General features: G+C 43.1%; 14 protein-coding genes and 1 pseudogene. 12 read left to right on the plus strand and 3 right to left on the minus strand.

All coding sequences use genetic code 11. The features are described 5' to 3' along the window. Positions 1-40: 40 nt before the first annotated feature. From GHH_RS06625 to GHH_RS06655, 9 genes are all read left to right on the plus strand, one after another. The gene (locus GHH_RS06625) at positions 41-1396 is read left to right on the plus strand and encodes an aspartate aminotransferase family protein (protein WP_015374540.1); all 1356 of its coding nucleotides are present in this window, start codon (positions 41-43) and stop codon (positions 1394-1396) included. Positions 1397-2129: 733 nt separating this feature from the next. Next, a complete protein-coding gene (locus tag GHH_RS06630; protein ID WP_015374541.1) occupies positions 2130-3029 on the plus strand; it encodes an Rpn family recombination-promoting nuclease/putative transposase in 900 nt (299 codons plus the stop codon). A gap of 488 nt (positions 3030-3517) precedes the next feature. Then, positions 3518-3784, plus strand: a complete 267-nt coding sequence (locus tag GHH_RS06635) for a hypothetical protein (RefSeq protein ID WP_015374542.1) — start codon at positions 3518-3520, stop codon at positions 3782-3784. Positions 3785-3868: 84 nt separating this feature from the next. Beyond that, a complete protein-coding gene (locus tag GHH_RS06640; RefSeq protein WP_015374543.1) occupies positions 3869-4375 on the plus strand; it encodes a hypothetical protein in 507 nt (168 codons plus the stop codon). A 335-nt stretch (positions 4376-4710) separates the two neighbouring features. Beyond that, complete coding sequence (locus tag GHH_RS06645; protein WP_015374544.1) at positions 4711-5229, plus strand: hypothetical protein; 519 nt, start codon at positions 4711-4713, stop codon at positions 5227-5229. Between the two features lie 166 nt (positions 5230-5395). Further along, positions 5396-5800, plus strand: coding sequence for a hypothetical protein (locus tag GHH_RS06650; protein WP_015374545.1), 405 nt, complete (start codon positions 5396-5398; stop codon positions 5798-5800). Between the two features lie 364 nt (positions 5801-6164). After that, positions 6165-6275: a DUF3986 family protein gene (locus GHH_RS19445; RefSeq protein ID WP_236612594.1), complete on the plus strand. Its 111-nt coding sequence runs from the start codon at positions 6165-6167 to the stop codon at positions 6273-6275. Beyond that, entirely contained in the window at positions 6260-6436 is a 177-nt protein-coding gene (locus GHH_RS18080; RefSeq protein ID WP_236612595.1) for a DUF3986 family protein, read from the plus strand. The genes GHH_RS19445 and GHH_RS18080 overlap by 16 nt, the downstream gene beginning before the upstream one ends. 67 nt (positions 6437-6503) lie before the next feature. After that, the gene (locus GHH_RS06655; protein ID WP_371198487.1) at positions 6504-7106 is read left to right on the plus strand and encodes a Uma2 family endonuclease; all 603 of its coding nucleotides are present in this window, start codon (positions 6504-6506) and stop codon (positions 7104-7106) included. Between the two features lie 118 nt (positions 7107-7224). Here the strand turns inward: GHH_RS06655 and GHH_RS06660 are convergent. Further along, positions 7225-7631 (minus strand): annotated as a pseudogene (locus tag GHH_RS06660) (hypothetical protein). Positions 7632-7933: 302 nt separating this feature from the next. On the opposite strand from GHH_RS06660, the gene GHH_RS06665 reads away from it, so the two are divergent. From GHH_RS06665 to GHH_RS06675, 3 genes are all read left to right on the plus strand, one after another. After that, positions 7934-10060: an SEC-C metal-binding domain-containing protein gene (locus GHH_RS06665; RefSeq protein ID WP_015374549.1), complete on the plus strand. Its 2127-nt coding sequence runs from the start codon at positions 7934-7936 to the stop codon at positions 10058-10060. Between the two features lie 1252 nt (positions 10061-11312). Further along, a complete protein-coding gene (locus GHH_RS06670) occupies positions 11313-12518 on the plus strand; it encodes a PLP-dependent aspartate aminotransferase family protein (protein ID WP_015374550.1) in 1206 nt (401 codons plus the stop codon). Between the two features lie 783 nt (positions 12519-13301). Further along, on the plus strand, positions 13302-16916 hold the full coding sequence (locus tag GHH_RS06675; protein ID WP_015374551.1) for a bifunctional RecB family nuclease/DEAD/DEAH box helicase: 3615 nt from the start codon (positions 13302-13304) through the stop codon (positions 16914-16916). A 14-nt stretch (positions 16917-16930) separates the two neighbouring features. Here the strand turns inward: GHH_RS06675 and GHH_RS18085 are convergent, their stop codons facing one another. Beyond that, positions 16931-17974: an IS630-like element ISBs2 family transposase gene (locus GHH_RS18085; protein WP_015374552.1), complete on the minus strand. Its 1044-nt coding sequence runs from the start codon at positions 17972-17974 to the stop codon at positions 16931-16933. Positions 17975-18035: 61 nt separating this feature from the next. Continuing rightward, positions 18036-19202 (minus strand): ISL3 family transposase, encoded by a 1167-nt coding sequence (locus tag GHH_RS06690; protein WP_015374553.1) that lies wholly within the window; start codon positions 19200-19202, stop codon positions 18036-18038. Between the last annotated feature and the right edge of the window lie 174 nt (positions 19203-19376).

Consider the following 19376-nt stretch of genomic DNA (forward strand, 5'->3'; position numbering starts at 1 on the left):
GGAAGGGAGCTAACTTTACAAAAGAAAGAGGGGAAGAGAATTGGTTCAAATTCATCAAAATGAGCAACAATGGATTACAAAAGATAGTCAATATATATGGCATTCAATGAAACCTTATAATCCTGATGAAACGCTAGTAGTGACAGAAGCGAAAGGATGTTGGGTTACCGATCTTACCGGAAAAAAATATTTAGATGCGATGGCGGGATTATGGTGCGTGAATGTAGGGTATGGACGTGAGGAATTAGCGGAAGCAGCATATGAACAGCTAAAAAAACTTGCGTACTTTCCGCTTACGCAAAGTCATATACCGGCTATTCAGCTTGGCGAAAAATTAAATGAGTTGTTAGGAGACGAATATGTTATTTTCTTTTCCAACAGCGGCTCCGAAGCTAATGAAACCGCATTTAAAATCGCAAGACAATATCATCAGCAAAGAGGAGAGCATAACCGATATAAGATTATTTCCCGGTATCGGGCGTATCATGGAAACTCGATGGGAGCTCTTGCCGCAACAGGTCAGGCACAACGGAAGTATAAATATGAGCCGCTTGCGCCTGGGTTTATTCATGTGCCGCCTCCAGACAGCTACCGTGACAATGATCAGGCGGAAAATCCGCGGGATTTACGGTCAGTCAAAGTAATCGACGATGTGATGACATGGGAGTTGAGTGAAACGATTGCGGCGGTAATCATGGAACCGATTATCACCGGAGGGGGAGTGCTCATACCGCCGGAAGGATATATGAAAGCAGTAAAAGAAGTGTGCGAAAAACACGGCGCTTTGTTGATTGTCGATGAAGTGATTTGCGGATTTGGGCGGACAGGCAAACCGTTTGGATTCATGAACTATGGGGTAAAGCCAGATATTATTACGATGGCAAAAGGAATTACAAGCGCATACTTACCATTGTCGGCAACCGCTGTTCGAAAAGAGATTTATGAGGCGTTTAAAGGAACAGAAGAATATGATTACTTCCGCCATGTTAACACGTTTGGCGGCCATCCAGCAGCATGCGCTTTAGCATTAAAAAATATTGAAATTATGGAAAGGGAAAATTTATTTGCGCGTTCGCGGGAAGCAGGTGAACGGCTGTTAAATGAGTTAAAAAATAAACTGCAAGACCACCCTTACGTTGGCGATGTGCGCGGAAAAGGTTTGTTAATTGGAATTGAACTAGTCGCCGACAAAGATACAAAAGAGCCTCTTGATGTTTCGCTTGTGAATAAAGCGATTGGCATTTGCAAAGAAAACAGCCTGATTATTGGCAAAAACGGCACGACCGTTGCTGGATACAACAACGTACTAACATTATCCCCGCCGCTGAATATTGAGGACAACGATCTCTCCTTCTTAATCAATACATTGACAGATGCATTATGGAAAATGAAATAAGCAATAGGAATGGTGCTCGCAATCATTTTCATGAAATTGCGGGCACCATTTTATTTGTTATCCCAAAAAAATAAGGAAAAAGGACATGAGTAAATTTTATTCCTCACCTAGACATGAAAATAGTCCTAGCCACTGGTGGATCTGTTGTTTTCACAGAAAAGTTCCATGAGCGCGCTTTGCTCTCCACCCGGCATGAAAATGGCCGCTCCAAGCGCGCATTTTCATAGAAAATAACAAATTATTGTTAATTTTTTTAATTATAGAATTTAAGCGTTTATTTAAATCAAATTTTAAGATTGAGCATGATAAGTTTTGACCATTAACCAAAAGTTCAAGTCCTGATTATTTTATTGTGTAAAATTTCGCTCTCGTTCTAGCTAATTTAGGTCTTGATCAAACTACTTTTTGCTGTTTCTTTTTAAACAAAATCTTGGACTTAGTCCTTTGTTTTCCAAATCTACGGTTTCCTCGTTGTGCGAGGTGGACGCCAAAAGCCATGCAAATCCTTGAAGTTTACTAGCAATGAAATTATATTGGAAAGTGTTGAAAAATGAGGCAACCAACGTTTGTGTGATATGAAAGGATTGCTTGCCCGTCACTCTCTAAGGATTGCTGGGATTTGTAGAAGCAGAGAGTGATTGCTTGGCTCTCTGTTTTTGTTTTATCCCATGTAGGAAATTTCACACACGTTGTCGAAATAACGTATATGAATTTTCGCATGTGAGGTGAATGTATGGCTGTTGACCATGACCGCTTGTTTAAAGAGTTGATCCAAACGTTTTTTGAAGAGTTTATTCTTCTCTTTTTCCCCGACATGTACGAGCATATCGACTTTCGCCATTTGTCCTTTTTATCCGAAGAACTGTTCACCGATGTGACCGCTGGGGAGAAATACCGCGTCGATCTGTTAGTCGAAACGAAATTAAAAGGGGAAGACGGGCTGATCATCGTCCATATCGAAAACCAAAGCTATGTGCAGCCGTCGTTTCCTGAACGGATGTTCATTTACTTCAGCCGCTTGTTTGAAAAATACCGCACGAACATCGTTCCGATTGCCGTTTTCAGCTACGATGCCATCCGTGACGAAACCTCTTCGTTTACGCTTCAACTTCCGTTTGGCAACATCCTTCACTTCCGCTTTTTCACCGTCGAACTACGTAAACAAAATTGGCGCAACTACATTCGCAGCGAAAACCCGATCGCCGCTGCGCTGCTTAGCAAAATGGGGTATACTGAAAGTGAACGAATCGAATTGAAAAAACAGTTTTTACGCATGTTAGTTCGTTTAGAACTGGATGAAGCAAAGCAGCGGCTGTTGCTCGGCTTTTTTGAAACATATGTGAAATTGTCGGATGAAGAAGAACAACGATTACGAAACGAGGTGAACCAAATGGAAACGAAAGAAAAAGAAAAAGTGCTGGAGCTGTTGATCTCGTATGAGCAAAAAGGAATAGAAAAAGGAATACAAAAAGGGAAAAAGGAAGGGTTAGAAGAAGGATTTAAGCAAGGGATGAAGCAAAAAGAGCGCGATCTTATTCGGAAAATGCGGGAAAAAGGGATGAGTGTAACTGAAATTGCTCATATGCTCGATTTGACAGAAGAAGAAGTTTGGGAACGACTAAAAGACCAATGACGGTTTTGCAGGGGAAAGAAAATATGGGGGAGATGTATTCGGTGCGATGACGCATTCATCATTTCTGTCAGGATGATCATAAGGCTTCTTTATCGCGCGATGGGAATGATTGTGTTTTCTAGCTGTTCTATGCTCAAGGGCAGCGTTTTTTTGTTTGATTTTCGGATCCGGTTGCTCGATCATCCACTCACATTTCGCAACCTCCCACGCAAAATCGGGAGGATTTTTTGAGGGAGATGCCGAATAAAACCTTGATACACCAAGAAAGAAAAGGAGTTTCGTCCTCATGACCGTTCAGATTCGGGCGATTTATGAAAGTTCTTATATCGCCATAGTGAACGACTAGCGATGGTAAAAAAAGGATTGCCATCGCTAGTTGTGCTGATCCGAAAGTTATCTTAAAAAAATAAGCAAAAATTCCTTTCATTCTGGACGGTTAGGGTGCGAAATGTGAGTTAGAGCTGGATGAAGCAAAGCAGAGGCTGTTAATGGGCTTTTTTGAAACATATGTGAAATTGTCGGATGAAGAAGAACAACAATTACGAAACGAGGTGAATCAAATGGAAACGAAAGAAAAAGAGCAAGTGTTGGAATTGTTGATTTCGTATGAACAAAAGGGAAAACGTGAAGGAGCTAAGCAAAAAGAGCGAGAAATGATGCGAAAAATGATTGCAAAAGGAATGAACATTGCCGATATTGCACATATATTTGACCTAACGGAAGAAGAAGTTCATAAAAGGGTAAAAGATGAGTAGGAAGGGACAGTGCTTGGCATCTGCTAGCTCCTGAAATAGCGCTTTTACATTTAGCGATAAACCCACAATAAGGATGTGATTCCAATGATGACAAATAAAGATTATCAAGAAATCGTAGAAAAAAAGTACGGTAAACCGTTGAAAGAGATTATGTATGGACTTTGCGTGATTAGAGATGTTGTTCCTTGGGAAGGGGCAAGCGAGTTAGGCGTGCCTAAAAGTACATTTTTATCATGGAGAAATAAATTTCGTTTTGGTCCGATTCAAAGGAGAGTTGATTTTGCAAGACAAATGCGTGATAACACGATTAACGAATATAAACAGGAATTAGAGGACATTGATTTCGAACGTGATTTTATTTACAAGGATGAAAAGACCATTAGAGGATTTAAAGAAATAATGGAGCGCCTTTTGGAACTGGAGAAATACAAGAGAACATTAGATGATGCGGATGCTTCTTCTGATATATTAATAACAATGAAAATAGCAACCATTGAGCAGACATTAAATTATTTGATGGAATATGAACAAGGGAAGTTGCATGAAGAATTTAACAGAGAGCGAGAACGTGTACATTATGGGAGGAAATAAAGAGATTTAAAACGATATTTTGCATGTGAAGTGAAATGTATAACGATTTACCACGACCGCTTGTTTAAATAAAGAGCTGGCCACAGCGTTTTTTCATGGCTTCACCGGATACGTATTGGCTCGGCGCCTATTGTTACCCGCTAAAGGAGAAAGTTGCCCTAAGGATGATGGGGGCAGCTTTTTTTGTTATGGTCGCTCGAATTTTCGGTGCGTATGTTGGTTGGGCATAGGGAATTTATAGACGATTTGACAATGTTCGACAGCATTTTTCTGCAACGATTGGTACAATCGAATTGACTGAGATTTTTGTTGTAGGAACGAAGGAGGGGATCACCATGGCAACGATTTGCAAAGCCGATTACTATTACGGGGCGTTGCTTTCTGCATTGGTCAACGGGGGACTCGTGCCGGCATTGTTTGAAAAAGAAAACGACAACCGGCAAATATACGAAGTCACGACGAATAAAGCGAGTTACATCATCTATACGAAGTACAATACCACTCCATCAGGCTCCAAGGATTTTACTTGGTCCTTTCCATTTAGCGACAATGAGCTTGAAGAAATTGTCAAGATTCATCACGAAAACAACAAGGAAAAAGAATTGATCTTTGCCTTCATTTGCGGACAAAAGCAATTAAGCGACTATAACCAAGTCATTGCCATCGTCTATTGGGATGAATTTCTCGAGTGCGTGGATATCGAAAAAGAACAGATTCGCGGAACAGCGCGGCTGTCAGTGAAAGCGGTCAAAGGCTCCCCATGGCTGCGCCTCTACGGCAGCAAGCGCGCTGACAGGCTCGATGGGAAAGATAACACGATCAAAATTGAACGGAATCGCCTAGGCAGTCTGTAAAGCGGCATGAGGATGGAAAGGGGGAGAGGAAAGCAGATAAACACGAATCTTTTTTATACGTTGCTTCTTTTGGAAAACGGGAAAGTGGAATAATGATGCTTTCAATTCACGAAGAAACGAAAGCTCAGAAACACTCATTCTTTTCTTTGAATAGGGGATAGGGTAAATGAAAGGTATTATTTGCGAAAATGCAAAAGAGTTGGCTCGGAAATTACACGGGGCTTTGAAAACAAAACATAAGCGTTACACTTTGAGGCCGTTCAATCGATTTGATAGCGAAAGGTCAATGTGGTGGGTTATCCCATCAACAGCATATCCAGCCTATAAGTTCGGGAAATATATTATCAAAGATGGTACATTTTTTGTAGGTGTTCATATTGAAAAAGGATTAGAAAAATCCTTTGATAATAAGAAAGCCCTAATGATGGATCACACTTGGGCATGGCATGAATTTATTGAAGCGGTAAAGAGTGGAGAAATAGAAGATATCCTTCTTGCTATTCATCAAAAAATGAAGGATGCCGTGCAAATAAGCGTTTTAGTTGATATTCCGGAACTAAACGAACAATAAAACTATAAACTACAGGATGGTCAGCTCATCAATCAGCGATCGCAAGAAGCAGGGGATATGAAACTCGCGCCAGACTGGATTAACAACTTTCCGCAAATTGAATTGGTTTTGGGTAGATTTTTACATAGTCTTTATTTTTAGAAAATTAAATGAACAGTCAACCGAAGAGGAATTGACTGAGTATGAAATAGAGAGAGAGTTGTTAAAACCATTGGAACGCTGGATTAAATAATATGTAACGTTATGAATCAAATAATTCTTTCCTGCACGGTTCAAAAACGTTCAACAATCGGTTGATGATCAAGTGTATAGATGCAGAATCGAAAAATTTGGTTGGTGCATTAAGAGACGGGAGTGGATCAACGTGAAATTTGATCCAAATCAGCATCTTCATTTAGGATATTATGAGAACAATGTTGACTTAGAAGCAGTTGCATATAAAATTCAGAACGAAAATAAGTGGGTGGTTTTTTAGATCATGAACAAGATACTACATTAGTTCAAAAAATATTAAATCAGTATGATTATCATGAAAAATATGGTTACAAGATTTTTACTATTGATGCAGATGATTTATCTTATGAAGTCGGAAGCAAGCTATTGGAAGAATGGTTAAAAACAAATAACGTAATATAACAAGGAACAAATTCGCTAACACGGCTTCAATCCACGGCCAAAGAATGATATTTGGCGCCATGATATAATGGAAACAAAAACGAAATGGAGTGAAGGCGCGATGACAACGCCAGAGTTTTCAAATCACAACTACACGTATGAAGATTATCTAAAATGGGACGGACAATGGGAATTGATTGACGGCGTGCCATATAGCATGGCTCCTTCTCCTTCGTTTACCCATCAGTATATTGTTGGTGAGTTGTATGCGGCGCTGCGGGATTATTTTCAACAACAAGGATGCATAGTGGTCATGGCCCCATTTGATGTCATATTTGCTTCAAGCCTTGATGACAAATCCGCGAAAAATGTGGTGCAGCCCGATATTTCCGTCATTTGTGACCGCGGGAAAATTACAGAAAAGGGATGCGTGGGTGCTCCTGATTTAATCGTAGAAGTGTTGTCTCCGAGTACGGCGTTAAAAGACCGAAATGAAAAATACAAATTATATCAGCGCTTTGAGGTAAAAGAATACTGGGTCGTGGACCCGCTGTATCGAGCCATCGAGGTGTACGGATGGCATAACGGAGTATATGAAAAAAGGGAAGTGTTTGGAGAACAAGATGTGCTAGTTTCTTTTCTGCATCCAGATTTAAAGGTTTGTCTGAAAGATGTGTTTCAGCGGTTATAATAAACTCATATATGAGCACATGTTTAGAACGGTTGTGGAAACGAACGCCCCCATCTGTCGGTATGGGGGGCAAGTTCATCGTGGAGAGAACACACAAGCTGCGTTACAGCTGGAGAGGTTATTGTTGCTGGGAGAGCTTGCGGATTTTTCGTTCGTGTTGGGCGATTTTGGCTGAGTGGAAATCAACGGTTTCTTGTGTTTCGATAAGTTCAATGCGCAAGTTGTCGATTTTTGTTTCCAAGCGGTTAAATCGTTCGTTCATTTCATTTTCCAGCCGATCGATTCTGCTTTCCAACCGGTCGTCCATCGCTTGTACCCGCTCGTCCATTTCTGCAAACTTTCTTTTAAATTCATCATTTATCGCTTCGACTTTTTGATCTATTATTCCAACTTTTTGTCTAATGCTTCAACTTTTTTGTCTATTGCTTCGATTTTTTCATCTAATGCAGCGATTTGCGAGCGAAAATCAGATGCATACAGATCGAACGCCTTTAAGATTTCTTTTAACACTGTTTGTTGTTCCACCTCATTCACCTCTTTACTAAACAGTATAATCGGATTATATAGACAAGAAAAGACAAACGGAGAGAGAAAAAGGTGTGGGCGGGAGCCGTAAAGGTACTATCCCCTACAAGTAGACAGCAAAAAAGGCATTGGATATGATGTTCTTGAGAGTCTGCTTGGAAGGAGATTTTTATGGAGAAGAAATTGTCTAAAAGACACGGCTCAACGGTTATAATATGATTGTTGCTTGTTTACTAAATAATGGATGCGTCTTATTTTTAAAAAAGGAGAAAAGAAATGAAATTTAAAAAAGGAGAAAAGAAATGAAAGTAGGAAGAAACGATCCGTGTCCTTGCGGAAGCGGGAAAAAGTATAAAAAATGTTGTATGAAAAAGGAAGCGGTTGTAGAAATCCGGAGGGTGAGGAAGGAGCGCTTTTTTCAATTAAAAAGCGAATTGTCAGAAGAAATTTACCAATTTTTAGAGCGGTCGCTGTCTTTTTCAGAAAAATTGCGTGCGGAAACAATGTTTGATCAAAAAATAACCCCCATAAAAAATGGAGACGCGCTCGGACCTTTGTTTTGGCTTTGGTATTTATTTTTCCATCGATTTGACAACGGATTGCGTGGTGTCGAATGGTTTTATCACAAGAAAAAAGCGAGTTTAAAGGCGGAGAAAGCGCGGCTGCTTGAAACGTGGGTGTCGCTTGTTCCGCGGCTTCTTCAAATCGTGGATATGGATGACGAAGGGGTAACGGCGGAAGATGCATTTACGCACGAACGGTTTTATATGCCGTATTGTGAAACGATGAGTGAGCCCATTCCGTGGGGAGGAACGTTTTGTCTGCTTGAGCCGTTCGGCGAAGGCTATTATGTTCATGGAGCGGCGATTTTTGAAGGACCGCGGGGAATCAAACGCGCATATGCAAAGATCAACCAGTTGATGTCAGAAACGAAACAATCGTATGAACAAATCGCCATGGACTGCTTTTTAGAAATTGTGAATGAATTATTAATGGATCCATACAATATTCGGCGTCGCGAAATGACGAAAATCGATGAAGCGACATTGCATTATGAAGTCGATGATGGAAACAAGCTTGTTCGTTTTTTAGAAAAACAAGATGCCGTGATGACAGACGAACAGAGAGGAAGCATAGCAAAGCTCAGTTTTGCCGGCAGGCAGTATATATATGAGGATAATCTCGCTTCAAGCCCGGTGTATATGCGCGAAGTGTTAGGATTTATAGAAATAAACAAACATCGTCTGCAATTTGTGACCGTTTGGCCAGATGCGGTGGAATCGTTTATGAAAGTGATGGAGAAAGCGGGGCCTCTTGTCCGCTTTATCAAAAAAACGGTGCGCAAATTGGATGCGCCCAAAGACGTTGAGTTTCACTCTTACGCGATACGGTTAGGAGAAAATGTGCCGCTTTATTTTGGTGCGCTGGCGAATCAAACGCTGGGTATTTATCGATCATTACACACTCCGCAAGAGGAGTGGGACGGGAAAACCGTGATGCAAATGGCGGAACAAGGGAAAAATGAAGAAGTCGAGCGATGGCTGCGAGAGCGCGAGTATATTAGTTTCATGAACGCTAAGCAGCTGGAATGCCCAGTTACCGTTGATTTTAATACGATTCGCAGAAAGTTTGGCCTCCCGTTATCTCCATTTGTCACGTTAGGGGACAAAAGACAAACGCAATTGCGGCTTTTGGAGAAGCAGCGGACATATGAAACGGGACAGTATGAACAAGACGTCGTACCGCATGAATGGCTCGATTGCTTCTTTGGAAAAGAGATGGCGGAATTTTTTATCGAAAAAACGAGAGGAAAATCAGAAGCGACCGTATCGAAATATCGAACCGGCCTATCTATTATCGCGCAATATTTGCTAGAATCTCAGCTTTCATCTTGGACAAGCATCACAAAAGACCATTGGCGCCAATGCATCGTCTATCATTATTTAGAAACAAACGGTGATGTGAGCATCAATCAGGCAAAGTCGTTTTTCAGCACGGCAAAAGCGCTGGCAAAGTGGATTGACGCGCGATATGGAACGAATCATGCCCCAACGGTTCGCTCCATCATTCAAGAAGTGGAAGAAGAAATATATGATGCGATTCGCTTGCTCGATTTATACGTTCCGTATGCGGCGCGAAAATATCATGATTGGCTGCAAGAAATCGGAAGAGTGGCAATCGAAAACGCATTGGAGGATCGCCAGGTAAGCGGCCTGTTTCAAATCACCGCTGTTTCCGCTGCGACAATGAGATGTCAACACGCAGAAAGCGGAAAGCAATATACGATATCTATCACTCCGCTTGTTCGTTCTTACGCAAAAGCAGGAATGATCATCCGCGGAAACATAGCCGAAACAACAAGCAATGGCCGCTGGAGGCTGATTCACGTGTCACGGGTGTTTCCAAAAGAGGCCGGGCAGTATATTTGAGCTGAAAAATGGTGTTTTTTTCAGAAAGAATTGCGCAGTTGGTTAATCAGTCTCCATGAGATCAGTTTGGCCCGGCATGGAGTGCGTGCGGAAAGAAGCAGGGAATACGTCTGTTCCCTGCTTTCTTTTGAAATCACTTTATGTAGTGAAATCAGTGACGGACGCTGTTCGTCTTTATTTCTGCACGGCCTAAAATGGACATAGGTGTACAGGAAAAAAAGCGCGATATGGATCTATCAACGGTTTGAGCGTTTGATAAAGTTGTTCAAACAGTCTAGTTTACATAATAATAATTATGTTTCAAGAGGGTCGAGGGACAAAAATGCCTCCTTGTATCTCTAGAAAATCAATGGCAAAATGGAGGGGCTTTTTAAATAAAGGAAGACTTCATTAAAGGATTGAAACAATAACACATCTTAGCAGCAAGAAGCAATATATATAAGTTGAAACTTTGTTTTACATCCAGTAGAGCGCCCGCCGCATTCTACCAAACTGACTTGTATGAAGGAAAACAGAATCGAGCAATCGGAAAATCTTTATTACAACTTATATAGGAGTTCCGCTATGCTTTGCTGTTTGTTCTTATGCCAAGCTGGAAATGATCATTCACGGGATATCGCGCCGTACGCCAACTCGCGGCACTGGCGATGGGCTCGCGTATCACATGTATTCCTTAAGGAAACAACCCCATGCAAGGACGTTTTTATAGTTGGCAACTTTATCAAAATCATAGGTTTACTTTTTTAACTTCCCTCCGAAAGAAGTCTCCTACTTCTAAACGTGAAGGTGCGCCAGCACCAGTGAAAGTGGGAGATGAATTTCGGTTGGCGTTAGCCAACGAATATGATAGAATATGGCTAGAACGGACACCTTCGGAACGAAGGGAAGCGTAAAGGGTTCTTGTGTGTGGCTTACCGTTCAGCGAACACACACAAGTCGCTTGAAGCCCCCACCTCTAAGCGAAGCGTAGGTGGGGGGGTAGTTCACAAAAAATTATATAATATCTATTAAGTTCTGAAATAAACAAAAATTCTGTCTATAAAAGATAAATCCAGACAAATCAAAATAAAAGAGGTTCATAAACAAGCCAGCATACATAAATTGTTTCATCGATCATTTTGTTATGTAGTCTTCGAGAAAAGGGTAATAAAATTCTTTGTCATAAAGATTGATTTTTTTGACCGATACCAACTATTTTTATCAAGAACTCTTGTCGAGCCGGGTATCTAGAGAAGCAAAGGAGAGAGAATAGATGGACAAACGTGATAATCGTGAGAAAATGAATCTTGAAGGACTTCGAACTGAAACCTTGGTTGTCCATGGCGATGATTGGGTCACCGATGATGGGACGGTGGCTCCGCCCATCTATTACACAGCTACGTTTCGTGCGCATAATTCCCGTGAATTCGCAGAAATGGCGGGAACACCCCGCCATTCTCGGTATTATACGCGCTACGGCAATCCATTGCATGAGCGCGTTGCGAAGATTATGGCTGAACTGGAAGGTACAGAAACCGCACTGGTAACTGGCTCCGGGATGGGGGCAATTGCCACGGCCATTCTAGCTCTAGTCAGCGCGGGAGATCATGTGATTGCCCAAACGCGGCATTATATGAGCACCGCCAAGATTATGGATGAGATGCTGCCGCGGTTTGGCGTGGAAGTGACTCTGGTCGAACAAGCGGACATCAACGCCTTTGCAGAAGCGATACGGCCTAACACAAAGCTCATCATGGTCGAGACGCCTGCCAATCCGACTTTGGTGTTGACGGATTTGGCTGCTGTGGTGGAGTTGGCGCGCCCGCATGGAATTATCGTCGTGGCCGATAACACCTTCGCATCGCCGATCAATCAGCGGCCTCATGATCTAGGTGTCGATATCGTTATTCACAGCGCAACAAAATATTTGGGGGGACACCATGATTTGACAGCTGGTGTCATCTGCACCAGCGAGGAGTTAGCCGAGCGTATTTGGCATACGCATATTTCCATCGGTTCGGTCCTCTCGCCAATGGATGCATGGCTATTATTGCGCGGTCTGCGTACGCTTCCGATACGGATGGAACGCATTAATGCCAACGCTTTAGCCCTGGCTGAGTTTTTAGAGCAGCAGCCACAGGTAGAGCGTGTATATTATCCAGGTCTTCCTAGCCATCCGCAACACGAGTTGGCAAAACGTCAGATGAAAGGGTTCGGAGCAGTCATTGCCTTTGCCATTAAAGGTGGCTATGAAGAAACTCAGCGCTTCGTTTCTGCATTGAAACTGCCGCCTAACGCGGTGAGTTTGGGTGGCGTCGATTCCCTTGTGGTGCATACAGCAGCGATGTGGGAAGGAGTGATGACCGAGGAGCAGATGAAGACAGCTGGGATTCCGTCCAACTTCGTGAGATTCTCGGTCGGCATCGAGCATATCGATGATCTGAAAGCGGATGTGTGGCAGGCGCTGCAGGTAGTTTAACGTTGTCCCGAAGAGTCTCTCTCCTTGAAACGAAGGCAAGGGGGGAGATGAATCGGGAAGTTTTTGATTCATAAAAGCGAATATATGTGCTATCATCGAGCCAGCCAATCAGGCAAGTAAAAAAGACAATTCTCCTATTTCGTGGCCAAAAAGTGTTTTTTCGAGAACAGGTCACGAGCCAATCTTCCAATCAACATAACATTACTTACTTTTCAATTTCAAGAGATTCGCAGGATTGTGGAAAAAAGCACCTTGCCGCCCTAGAGAATCATGGTAAAATGAAGGTGCTCTTTTTAAAAACTGGCCTCGTTCAGAGGATTGAAACGCTTCCGCTTTGATGTGAATGAAACGGTTCATAAACCTTTTTTAAAGCAGGTCTTGTTTAGAGGATTGAAGCATCTCTCTTTAATCACACAAAAAATTCTTTTCAAGATTTTTTTAAGCTGACCTCGTTGAGAGGAAAAAGAGCAGCCAGCTCCCTATTATGGAGAGTTGGCTGTTTTTATGTATGTGTTTGTATGGGAGCAAAAAGATTTTTCTGCGCGCAGAAAAGGGATGGATATGTATTTGGTGGTGTACGGCGGCTCGGTATCGTGAATTTATAAGCGGGATATTTATTTAAAGGAAACGATGGTATAATATAGTGGTGTGTTTCCAAAGAATGGTGATGTAGTATATGTAATCGTTTCCATCATTCATACCAGCTGGCTAATAAAGCGCATGTGAAGGTAATAAGCTTTACCTCGTGTTCAGTTGGAAAAACGATAAAGAAGGTGTATGTCAATGCTCTATATTTCCCCTTCGAAAATAGCAAGCTATTTCTACCACGAGTGTGAACGAAACTTTTATTTTCATTCTCTTTCCAAAGATTTGCGCCGCCAGCTCGATGTGCCTGAAGAATTGTTTTCACAGCTATCTAGCCATTCGGGTGTGCTGAAAGGCGGGATCGACTGGGAAGAGACGGTCGTCTCTACTTATTTGGCTGGTCAGGTGAAATGGGGGAATCAGCCCCATGGCACTTCGATATCTCATTGTTATTTAGATGTAAAAGAGACGATTTGCGAGTTGAAACAACCGAGCAAACGTTATTTGTACCAGCCGTCGCTTATCGTGCCGCCGAGTTTTTATGAAAAATACGGCATTTCGCCAGAAAACATTCGCTTTACCGTCTGCCGTCCTGATTTGGTCGAATGTGTTCCGGCCGATGAAGGGTGGATGTTTCGGATTATCGATATTAAATCATCAGAAGTTATGAAAATTTCCCATCGAATCCAAACGGCCTTATACGCGTTAATTTTATCGTCGGTTTTGAAAGAGCATGAAATCAACGGAAAAGCCGATTTAACAAAAGCGGGAGTTTGGACGTATGGGATGACCGCTCCGCAATACACAAACATCGAACAGTTGATTCCGCATTTGGAGCATTTTTTATCTGTCGAACTGCAGGAAATCGTAAGAAAGAACATCGATGATTTGTTCTGGCATCTTGATTATCGCTGTGAATGGTGCAATTTCTACGATTATTGTTTAGAGAAAGCGCGGGAGGAGTCTCACATATCGTTGCTTCCATATTTATCAAGCCATGCTTCTCGGTTTATCCGCGAGCAGCAGCTGCCGCAAACGATTGAAGCGTTTTTTGAATTTGTTCAAAGCGAAGAGAATAGACAGACGCTCATGCAGAGCACAAGCCTCGGAAGTCGCACGGCGCGGCTCGAAACACAGCTGAAAGCGATAATGAATGAAGAAGTCATTCCGTACAACAGCTTTGCGACCGATATGCCAAAAGGAGAAAACATTCGCGTGATTTTAACCGCCCAGCAAGATCAAGTGTCGGGAAAAATTTTCGCTGCGTCGATCTACCGCTACGGCGGCAAGGATGTTTTTCAAACGGGAACGGAACGCCTCCATTTTATCGCCGCGACGATGGAAGAATGCGAGGAGATTGGCAAACGGTTTGTGGATGCGCTGTATGGCATGCTGCGGAGGGTTCATGATTACAATAAGGATAAAAAGTGGAGCGCGCAAAAATCCGTACAGGCTTATGTCACTGACAACTACGAGTGGGAAAACATTCTGCAAATTTTGCATGATTTGCTTCTGGATGAGGAGTATAAGGAAAAAGCGACTTATTTGCTCTTTTATTTCCACAGTGACTTATTATCGAACGCTAGTGAACATCCAGATAACATGATTCCGTTTCCGATTGTCGTTTTGACAACGGCGGTCAGCCGTTTATTTGCGTTGCCCGCCCATGTTGCGTATCGGTTGGAGGATTTGTCTACGTATATTGCTTCGCATAGCGATTCGCCGTTTATGTATAAGGCGAGAGAGCTTTTTTCATTTAAATTAACGAATGTTATGAAAGCGGATCTGTTGCACGAAATATGGGAAAGCGGCGAAGCGGAAAAAATAGAATGGGCCCAATCAGAACTCAATCGCCGCCTATGGACGGCAAATAGCATCATCGACGGGATTCGCGCGCTGGCGAAAGACGCGGATGGGAATTCGCTCCTCGTGGCCTGGCCGGAAAAGTTTCGGTTTCCGAGCATGGATGAATATAACCATCCGCTGATTTCCAAGCTGGCGTTTATGGCGAGATATGAGGCGCTGTTAAACTATTTGGAAATCCGCCATCAACGAGCGCTGCCGCTAGAGGAACGTCTTGACAACGGAACGACGTTGCACGTAACCTATCTTGGCGCAGGACGGTTTCGGCTGAATAATGTGCAAGTGGCGCAAGAAATCGATATGAAAGCGAACTGGATTTTAGCGGAAAACAGTTATGAAGGCGAAGTGGCGCAAAATACGTTTTACGATTACAAATATCGCGACGTTTGGTATACGCCCAAAAATGCTAATTTGTATTTTACAAGAATAAAAGAGATGCATCATCATGGCGGAACGGTAGAACTCGAGCTCGATATCCCGAAGCTCAACCGCTTTGCGCTAGTGGAGGGAAATGATTATTTATTGTCGCTGCGCTATACGGATTTCACCACTTCCCGCGTATTGCAGACGCTGAAAAAGCTGGACGACGAATCCCATCGCATCCTCGGCTTAATTAGCAATCCAGGTAGCTATTCGAAAAAGTTTAAGAAAAAATGGGACGTGGAGGAAGTAAAAGAACTGCTTCGTTCCAGCGGCCTGACGAAAAGCCAGCGCAAAGCATTTTCCCGTTTTCTTCACCATACCCTCACGCTTGTCTGGGGGCCGCCTGGCACGGGGAAAACGCATTTTATCGCGTCGGCGCTGTTATTGTTGATGAAAATTTATGAAAAAATGGGGCGGAAATTAACCATTCTTATTTCAGGATTTACGCATGCGGCGATTGAAAACTGCCTGCAGAAGATGAGGGAGATGAATAAGGCAAGGAATGTAAAGCTCGCCAAGCTAGGGCCGATTCAAACCGAGAAGGCGAAAGGAGTTGCCGAAGTTTCTGATGATGGCCTCGGACAATGGCTGGCAAGCGGAAGACATTGCGTTCTCGGCGCTACTTTATATGGAATCCAAAAGGCGTATGATAAAGGAAACATTGTCAAAGAGTTTGATGTTGTCGTGTTGGATGAGGCATCGCAGATTCGTGTCGCTGATTCCTTGCTGGCGCTCAGCCATGTGAAAGAGGCGGGAAGATTGTTAATTGTCGGAGACCATTTTCAACTGCCGCCGATTATAAAAGGGAAGTATAAAGCAGGAGAAGACGAACCGTTTATTTTTGAATCGATTTTCCGCCTGTTGTTCGAAGAGGATAAGGAGAAACAATTTACTTGCCAATTGACGGACAACTTCCGCATGAACGAGGTGCTTTGCCGCTATCCAGCCGCAGCGATTTACGGGCCGCAATATACGGCGTTTAATTGGAAAATTGCGACGCAGACGCTGGCGCTCGAACATAGATCGGTGGCGGATGAATGGGTGGAAGCGGTGATGGATCCGCGCTATCCTCTCATCGTTTGTGTCTATGACGGTGTTCACGGGACGCAGGAAAATGAGAAAGAGGCGCAATGGGTGGCGAAAATCACAAAAGTTTTAAGGGAACGGTTGCTTGATGAGAATGGAGAGACGTATGAAGACACGACTGGCGGGGATAGGAAGTTTTGGAGTAAAGGGCTCTTTATTATTTCCCCGCATCACGCGCAAATCCGCGCGATCGGCAGGCATTTAGAAGACGAGGGGCTGCGCCCGCCGTTTTTTGTCGGTACGGTCGATAAGATGCAGGGACAAGAGGCGGATGTGGCGATCATTAGCTACGGCGTCGCTGATCCGGAGCTGGCAGCGATGGAAGGAGAGTTCATCTATAGCTTAAACCGCCTCAATGTTTCCCTTACCCGCGCAAAGAAAAAAACGATCATTTTTCTTTCCAATCAGCTCATGTCTCCTTCTTTACAAGTGATTATATAAGTTGAATTAAAGATTTACAACTGAACACACAAACGATCGATCGTTTGTTCTGGTTTCTGGTTGATTCGCTGAATAAAGGCTTGGACATTCTTTCTAATTTCTTGCACACTCGAATAGAACACGTTGTAAATCACGTCTGATTTCAGCCATTTCCATAGCCCTTCAATCAAGTTCAATTGCGGACTGTATGGTGGCAAAAAGACGAGCTCTAACCGATCTTCGTGTTCTTTTAAAAATGGCTGAATGAGTTTGGCATGGTGAATTCGAGCGTTATCTAAAATCATCACTATTTTGCCTGTGGGATAGCGTTCTAACACAAGTTGAAGAAATCGAAGAAATGTTTCCGCGTCATAGCGTTCTTCTTCGATGCAAAACACTTCCCCTGTTTCGTAGTTCAACGTGCCAATCAGCTTCAGCCCTTGATGTTTTCCAAACGTCGGAATGATTCGTTGTTTTCCTTTGACAAACCATGTTTTTTGAATCGCTTGGTAATCACGAATCATCGACTCATCTTGAAAGAGGACATGGGCGATGTTCCCATCTACCAGTTTTTTTACTTCAGGGAAGGTGATTTCGACGAATTCTTTTTGTTTCTCTTCATCGGCATTGGCTAGTGTATAGGTCGGTTTCGTATAGCTTAGCCCTAACCGATGCAGAATGTCACTTGTTCCGCGAAGCGTGTATGTTGGCCCCCACTTTTGTTGAATGAGTTCAGCGATTATCGCAAGCGTCCAATTATATTTTGCTTCGAATCCCACATCTACGGGGAGCTGATGTTCAATGATCAAAGCCAGCTCTTTTTCCTGCTCAGGGGTCAATCGACGTGGGGCGCCAGGTGAGTATTTCATCTCCAGTCCATCAAGACCGCGCTGGGCGTAGGCATGAATATAGTTATAAATAGTTTTCTTGGATCGACCAATAATCGTTGCGATTTCTCCTTTGGTATATCCCTGCAAATGAAGATAAATCGCTTGGTAGCGTTCATATGCTCGTTTACTTTTTGCTTCTTTCATGGCAGTGGACAACTTTTCGATCTCGTCTTTGTGATTTGGCATCATATTTTCTCTCCGTTCCCCTATTTTCTCTTTTATTTATTCGCCGTGGAACGGGAGAAAACCTTTATTTCAATTTATATAGCCGAACCCGCAATGCAAAACGCTGGATATTTCTGTATCCGTATCCCCGACGTTTCATCAGCTTGATCTTGTTATTTGTTCCCTCCATTTTCCCATTTGAATAAGGGGATAAAATGCACGATATGATTTCGTCTGTTCGTTTGACGAGTGATTTTGCGATGGCGCGAACAGCAGAACAAGGACAAAACAAATACCGATGAACCCAGGCGTTCAAACGACGTTTCGCTTGTCGCTCGCTTTGGCTTTTGGATACATAACGAAAATGTTGAAGGGATTGATAGACAGCCTGCAAGGAATCGCTCTCTTTCTGCCACTCCCGCACCGTTTGGCGCTCCTCCTCGGTGAGTTTCTCGGGACACTGGGTCAATAAGCGGCAAACATACCGAACATGCCCGTGTTTCTTGTTCCCTTTTCCGAAGGATTGGCGGCATCGATCCAACGCTTCCGTAAACAATTGAATCACATGAAAATAATCGACCACATGCTTCGCTTCCGGACACACCCCTTGAATGGCTTTTTTCATCGCTGGAGCCAAATCACTCACGACATACTGAACAGAACCAGACACAGGAGCCAACACACGTCCAATGGCTTCCTCGTTCTTTCCTGCTTCAACGGCATACACTTCTCCCGTTTCGGCCTCCATGACTGCCACTCCGTAATCATGTCCTTTTCGAAACGCAAACTCATCGACACAAACTGCCTTTGGTTGGATGTCATTCGATAGGAAGGAAGGGGCATGGGTATAAAACCAGCGTTCAACGGTCGTGTACGGAAGCTTGAGCATACGAGCCACCGCCTGAATGGATGTTCCGATGCAAGATTGCGCCACCCATTGCTGAAACGCATCCGTCGCTGCACTTCGAGGGGAAATTCCGGGATAAGACGTGCTGAATGTCATGCCACATGTACAACAACGTCTACGCTCCACAGGGAGTTCCACCCAAAAGATGCCGATCCGTTGAGCATACCCATGCATCCATTGCTTCTTTTTTCCTGTCATTTTGATCGTGCGTTTCAAGCAAACAGGACATAACGGGCATTGTTCGGGAAGAGAAAGTTCGAAAATCCAACGTTCTTCTTCTTTTCGCACCTTTTGAATCAAAACATCTGGTAAATCGATGAGTTCTTTGATAAACTGAGCGTACATGCGAATTTTCCTCCAATGGTTTGGTTTGGACACCTTTACCATACAGGAAAATTCGCATTTTTTGTACCCTCTATTTTCTCTATGCACACCGATCTTCAATGATCAAGTACAACTTGTGGTGAAGAGCCAAAAAATTTAAAAACAAAAAAGTGAAATTTTAAAACAATTAAAAGA

The organism is Geobacillus sp. GHH01 (assembly GCF_000336445.1).
Taxonomy (GTDB): domain Bacteria; phylum Bacillota; class Bacilli; order Bacillales; family Anoxybacillaceae; genus Geobacillus; species Geobacillus zalihae.

Bases quoted from the DNA above. Each gene is read 5' to 3' on its own strand.
- GHH_RS06630 (WP_015374541.1), top strand. From the start codon at position 2,130: ATGGCTGTTGACCATGACCGCTTGTTTAAAGAGTTGATCCAAACGTTT.
- GHH_RS06635 (WP_015374542.1), top strand. From the start codon at position 3,518: ATGGGCTTTTTTGAAACATATGTGAAATTGTCGGATGAAGAAGAACAA.
- GHH_RS06640 (WP_015374543.1), top strand. From the start codon at position 3,869: ATGATGACAAATAAAGATTATCAAGAAATCGTAGAAAAAAAGTACGGT.
- GHH_RS06645 (WP_015374544.1), top strand. From the start codon at position 4,711: ATGGCAACGATTTGCAAAGCCGATTACTATTACGGGGCGTTGCTTTCT.
- GHH_RS06650 (WP_015374545.1), top strand. From the start codon at position 5,396: ATGAAAGGTATTATTTGCGAAAATGCAAAAGAGTTGGCTCGGAAATTA.
- GHH_RS06655 (WP_371198487.1), top strand. From the start codon at position 6,504: ATGGAAACAAAAACGAAATGGAGTGAAGGCGCGATGACAACGCCAGAG.
- GHH_RS06665 (WP_015374549.1), top strand. From the start codon at position 7,934: ATGAAAGTAGGAAGAAACGATCCGTGTCCTTGCGGAAGCGGGAAAAAG.
- GHH_RS06670 (WP_015374550.1), top strand. From the start codon at position 11,313: ATGGACAAACGTGATAATCGTGAGAAAATGAATCTTGAAGGACTTCGA.
- GHH_RS06675 (WP_015374551.1), top strand. From the start codon at position 13,302: ATGCTCTATATTTCCCCTTCGAAAATAGCAAGCTATTTCTACCACGAG.
- GHH_RS18085 (WP_015374552.1), bottom strand. From the start codon at position 17,974: ATGATGCCAAATCACAAAGACGAGATCGAAAAGTTGTCCACTGCCATG.
- GHH_RS06690 (WP_015374553.1), bottom strand. From the start codon at position 19,202: ATGTACGCTCAGTTTATCAAAGAACTCATCGATTTACCAGATGTTTTG.